Source organism: Alcanivorax hongdengensis A-11-3 (assembly GCF_000300995.1).
Classification (GTDB): domain Bacteria; phylum Pseudomonadota; class Gammaproteobacteria; order Pseudomonadales; family Alcanivoracaceae; genus Alcanivorax; species Alcanivorax hongdengensis.
Window position 1 is genome coordinate 1 of record NZ_AMRJ01000057.1, and the last position, 4,746, is coordinate 4,746.

Genomic DNA, 4,746 nt, shown 5'->3' on the forward strand with positions numbered 1-4,746 from the left:
GTGCCGGGGGCACCCTGTGGCTGTCGTTGCCGCCGGCCACGGCACTGCCGCTGACACTCAACAGCGAAGGCGGTGAAGGCGGTCATCCCGCCGGCGGCAAGGGCGGGGTGGGGGCGTTGCTGTCGTCCCGGCCCCGTGCCGAAAACGGCTTCCGCGACCTTGCCATCGCAGGCCCCGAGGCGGGCTATGCCTGCCAGCCGGCGGGTCACTGGGCCAGTGGCACCCTGTTCGAGGATAACGGCGCCGGGCAGGTGTCCGCCGCCTTTAACGGCCGTCATGATGAGGGTGAAACTTTCCTGTCCGGTTGGCCGGTGGCCTTGCTTGAAGCGGATGGCAAGCCATTGATGCAGACCCGCACCGACCCGGTTGGCGGCTTTGTGCTGCGCCTGGACGAAGCGGACAGTCACGGCCAGCCGTTGCTGGTGCAGGTCACCGCCCCGGCGGGTTGGTCGCTGCCCCGGCCGCCGGCGCTGGATGGCAACCCGGGTCGCCAGCAGGGCAGACAGTGGCGCTGGCCGATACGGGCCACGGCGGACCAGCATTCCGGCCCGCTCAATCTGGGCTGGTTGGCCCGGCCGGGCTGGCAGGGGCCCGCTGACCGACAGTTGGCCCCGGGCGCCACGGCGGTGCTGACCTTCCGTTACCAGGCCACGGTCAGTGGTGCGGTGCGCTTTGGCGCCGAGCCGCAACCTGCCGGCTCGCTGCTTATGGATCGCAACTGCAGCGGTGACAGTGAGGAGTGGCAGGCCAGTGACAGCCCCTGGTGGCCGGTGCATGCCGGTGAGCAATGGTGCGTGCGCATGCCGGTGAAGATGGGCGAGCAATCCGTGCGTCTGACCGTGTCTGCCACCACTCGCCCCGCCGGGCAGACCCGCCCCTGGCCGGCCCAGGCGCAAACCGTCAATTTGCAACCGGCCCCTTGAAAGCCGATCGCCCATCCCCATTTTTAATACCGTGACCGCTGGCCAGCGAGGTGTACCGGGAGGAAGACTCAGGTACCCCGTGTCGCAATGACTTTTAACCGTATTCCGGCGAATGCCTGCGGGGTTTGCCGGTGTTGATGGATGAGGAAATTGTGATGAATACTGGTTTTTCCCTGGCCCCCCTGTTCCGTCATTCCGTGGGCTTTGACCGTTTTGATGAACTGCTGGACGCCGCCCTGCGCGCCGACCAGGGGAACGGTTACCCGCCCTATGACATCATCCGCGAGAGCGATGGCCGTTATCGCATTGTCATGGCCGTGGCCGGCTTCAGCCGGGCGGACCTGGATATTACCGTGCAGGAAAACGAGCTGAAGATTCGCGGCAACCTGCCCAACCAGGACGATGCCGAGCGGACCTGGCTGCACCGCGGTATTGCCCGGCGAGCCTTCGAGCGAACCTTCAAACTGGCCGACCATGTGGAAGTGGACGGTGCGGACCTCAACGACGGTCTGCTGACCGTGTCACTCAACCGTGTGGTCCCCGAGGAGAAGAAACCCAGAGTGATCCCGGTTAGCTAAAAGTATTAGCATTTTGATCAAAAAAAGGGGCCGAATGGCCCCTTTTTCATATTTGGTGACCCAGTCAACAATTTAGCAACGGATTTTGGCGATTTGGTCACTGAACGGGGCAGGGCATTGTCCAGAAAATAGCCAGCGAATGACGTGCCGCAAGGAGGGGCCGCATGAAACGCTTCTACTATCTGATGCCATCGCTGCCCATCGTGAAGGGAATTACCGAAGAGCTGCGAATTGCCGGCATCAATGAAAACCGCCTCTGTGTGCTGGGCCAGAATCCGGCCACGGTGGTGCAGGCCCATGTCCATGCGGCCACCACCTGGGAAGAGACCGACGTGCTGCATTCCGGTTTTCTGGGTGCGCTTATCGGCACCGGCTTTGGCCTGCTGCTGGGGCTGGTGATTGCCGCGGTCAGTCTGCTGGGTAATCGTCTGGACAGCGAAGTGCTGATTGCCACCTCCGTTTTCGGTACCTGCTTTGGTGCCTGGCTGGGCGGCATCCGCGGGCTTTCCTCGCGCAATCATCATCTGCAGCCCTACCTGCAACGGGTGGACGAAGGCGATTATCTGATGATGGTGGATGCCGATGATGACCAGCAGGCCGAGCAGATTAGCCGCATCATGGCGCGCCACAGCCGCGACGCCGAGGCGGTGGGGCAGGAAGATTTCTTTCGCCCCTTCGAATAGGCCGCCTTTACGGTTTTAACCAGTGCAGTGCCACATCCAGCATGCGGTTACTGAAGCCCCATTCGTTGTCATACCAGGCCAGCAGTTTCAGTTGCTGGCCCAGTAGTCGGGTATGGTTGCTGTCGACCACGCAGGAATAGGGCTGGTGGTTGAAGTCGCTGGACACCAGCGGCAGGTGATTGACCGCCAGGATGCCCTGCAGGGGGCCGTGGGCGGCATTTTCCAGTGCCTCATGCACGGCTTCCACGGTCACCGGGCCGGTGACCACCGCATGCAGATCCACCAGTGACACATTGAGCGTCGGCACCCGGACCGCCATGCCATCCAGACGCCCTTTCAGGCGAGGGATCACGCGGGTCACCGCCTGGGCGGCGCCGGTGTGCGTGGGGATCATGTTGACCGCTGCGGCCCGGGCCCGGTAGGGGTCGCCATGGGCCTTGTCCACCAGGTTCTGGTCATTGGTGTAACTGTGGATGGTGGTCATCTGGGCCTGCTGAATGGTAAAGGCCTGATCCAGTACATCCACCAGGGGCGCCAGGCAGTTGGTGGTACAGGAGGCGTTGGAAACGATCCGTTGCTGGCGGTCCAGGATCGGATGGTTGACGCCGTATACCACCATGGCATCGGCATCACTCACCGGGTAGCTGGTCAGCACCCGGGGGGCGCCGGCATCCAGATGGGGCTGGAGCTTGTCGCGTTGCTTGAGTTTGCCGGCGCACTCGAACACCAGGTCCGGTTTCAGTTCCTGCCAGGGCAATTTGCCCGGGTCCGCTTCGCTCAGGCAGCGCACACGACGGCCATCAATTTCCAGATGGTTGCCATCGAAATGCACGGAGTAGGGCCAGCGCCCGTGGGTGCTGTCAAAGGCCAGCAGGTGGGCCAGCACCTGGAAATCCGCCAGGTCGTTGATGGCCACCAGCTCGAACTGGTCGCCCCGGGGGTGCTCACTGATGGCCCGCACCAGGCAGCGGCCGATTCGTCCGAAACCGTTGATGGCAATGCGCATGGCGTTCTCCTTGTCCATGTCCCTGTTTCCTTGTACCCCTTCCATTGTAGAGCCGGCCCCGGGTGTCAGGCACCACAATTGTAGTGCCGGGTGCCGCTGGCTGTTCAAGGATTGCCCAGACGGAAGGTCGATGCTTGCAAACAAACAGGCGTTTGGCCACAATGCGCCCTCGCTTTACGGCGCGTAATGGTCGACCTGCCGGTCCCCCCGCAACGATAAGCTGTGAACCCCGCCAGGCCCGGAAGGGAGCAACGGTAGCAGTGGACTTGTGTGCCGGGGTGTGGCTGGCAGGGAGACCTCCAGTTTTCCCCCCTCCCGTGCTGTCCTCCCGAGTCTAACTTCGTTAGCATTAAGCCTCTGACCCGGCACCGATTTTTATACGTTTCATGTGCCGCGCGTGATGTTGGCTGGAGAGCTATGAGTTATCAGGTCCTTGCCCGAAAATACCGCCCCCGTACCTTTGATGAACTGGTGGGCCAGGAACACGTTTCCCGTGCGTTGATGCATGCCCTGGATCAGGACCGGCTTCACCACGCCTACCTGTTCACCGGCACCCGCGGGGTGGGCAAGACCACCATCGCCCGGATTCTGTCGCGCTGCCTCAACTGTGAGCAGGGTGTCAGTGCGCGCCCCTGTGGCGTCTGCCCCACCTGTGTGGAAATCGGCGAGGGCCGCTTTGTCGACCTGATCGAGGTGGATGCCGCCAGCCGCACCAAGGTGGAGGATACCCGCGAACTGCTCGATAATGTGCAGTACGCGCCGACCCGGGGCCGCTACAAGGTGTACCTGATCGATGAGGTGCACATGCTGTCGGCGCATTCATTCAATGCGCTGCTGAAAACCCTGGAAGAGCCACCGCCCCACGTCAAATTCCTGCTGGCCACCACGGACCCGCAGAAACTGCCGGTCACCATCCTGTCCCGTTGCCTGCAGTTCAGCCTCAAGGCCCTGCCAGCCGAACAGATTGCCAGTCATCTGAAGGCCTTGCTGGATCGGGAAATGATCCGCTATGAGGAGCCGGCGCTGCTGTCGCTGGGCCGTGCCGCCGACGGCTCCATGCGCGATGCGCTCAGCCTCACCGATCAGGCCATTGCCTTTGGCAGCGAGCAGTTGAGCAGCGAGGCGGTCAATGCCATGCTCGGCACCGTCGACCGCAACCATGTGCTGGCCCTGCTGGTGGCACTGGCCGAGGGGGAGCCCGCCGGGGTACTCAAGGCCCTGGCCGGCATCAGTGAACATTGCCCGGATGAACTGGGGCTGCTGGACGAGCTGATCAGCCAGTTGCATCAACTGGCGGTCTGCCAGGCGGTGCCAGGCAGCGCCGACCAGACCCTCAGTCAACTGGCCGCAGCCCTCACCGCTGAACAGGTGCAGCTGTTCTACGATGTGGCCCTGCGCGGTCGCCGGGATATCCAGGACGCACCGGACAGCCGCGCCGCCCTGGAAATGATATTGCTGCGCATGGTGCTGTTCAGCCCCCGTGGCGTGCTGCAGGGCGGAGAGGCCCCGGGCGCGGCAAAAAAGCCTGAAGGCAGTGCGCCGCCGGTGGACGCCGG

Annotated in this window: 5 protein-coding genes and 1 other RNA gene; 5 read left to right on the forward strand and 1 reads right to left on the reverse strand. The window is 63.2% G+C overall.

Going from position 1 to position 4,746, the window contains the following annotated elements; translation table 11 throughout:
- From A11A3_RS17900 to A11A3_RS16945, 3 genes are all read left to right on the forward strand, one after another.
- The coding region (locus A11A3_RS17900) for a hypothetical protein (RefSeq protein WP_008930556.1) at positions 1–923 on the forward strand (923 nt) is incomplete at its 5' end.
- Between the two features lie 155 nt (positions 924–1,078).
- The gene (locus tag A11A3_RS16940) at positions 1,079–1,501 is read left to right on the forward strand and encodes an Hsp20 family protein (RefSeq protein WP_040297484.1); all 423 of its coding nucleotides are present in this window, start codon (positions 1,079–1,081) and stop codon (positions 1,499–1,501) included.
- A 164-nt stretch (positions 1,502–1,665) separates the two neighbouring features.
- Positions 1,666–2,184: a hypothetical protein gene (locus A11A3_RS16945; RefSeq protein ID WP_008930558.1), complete on the forward strand. Its 519-nt coding sequence runs from the start codon at positions 1,666–1,668 to the stop codon at positions 2,182–2,184.
- Positions 2,185–2,191: 7 nt separating this feature from the next.
- On the opposite strand, the gene gap is transcribed toward A11A3_RS16945, so the two are convergent.
- The gene (gene gap / locus A11A3_RS16950) at positions 2,192–3,208 is read right to left on the reverse strand and encodes a type I glyceraldehyde-3-phosphate dehydrogenase (protein WP_008930559.1); all 1,017 of its coding nucleotides are present in this window, start codon (positions 3,206–3,208) and stop codon (positions 2,192–2,194) included.
- Positions 3,209–3,386: 178 nt separating this feature from the next.
- On the opposite strand from gap, the gene ffs reads away from it, so the two are divergent.
- Together ffs and dnaX are read left to right on the forward strand one after the other, a co-directional pair.
- Positions 3,387–3,483: signal recognition particle sRNA small type (gene ffs / locus A11A3_RS17615), an RNA gene on the forward strand.
- 124 nt (positions 3,484–3,607) lie between these two features.
- On the forward strand, positions 3,608–4,746 hold a 1,139-nt coding region (gene dnaX / locus A11A3_RS16955), incomplete at its 3' end, for a DNA polymerase III subunit gamma/tau (protein WP_008930560.1).

Bases quoted from the DNA above. Each gene is read 5' to 3' on its own strand.
- A11A3_RS16940 (WP_040297484.1), top strand. From the start codon at position 1,079: ATGAATACTGGTTTTTCCCTGGCCCCCCTGTTCCGTCATTCCGTGGGC.
- A11A3_RS16945 (WP_008930558.1), top strand. From the start codon at position 1,666: ATGAAACGCTTCTACTATCTGATGCCATCGCTGCCCATCGTGAAGGGA.
- gap (WP_008930559.1), bottom strand. From the start codon at position 3,208: ATGGACAAGGAGAACGCCATGCGCATTGCCATCAACGGTTTCGGACGA.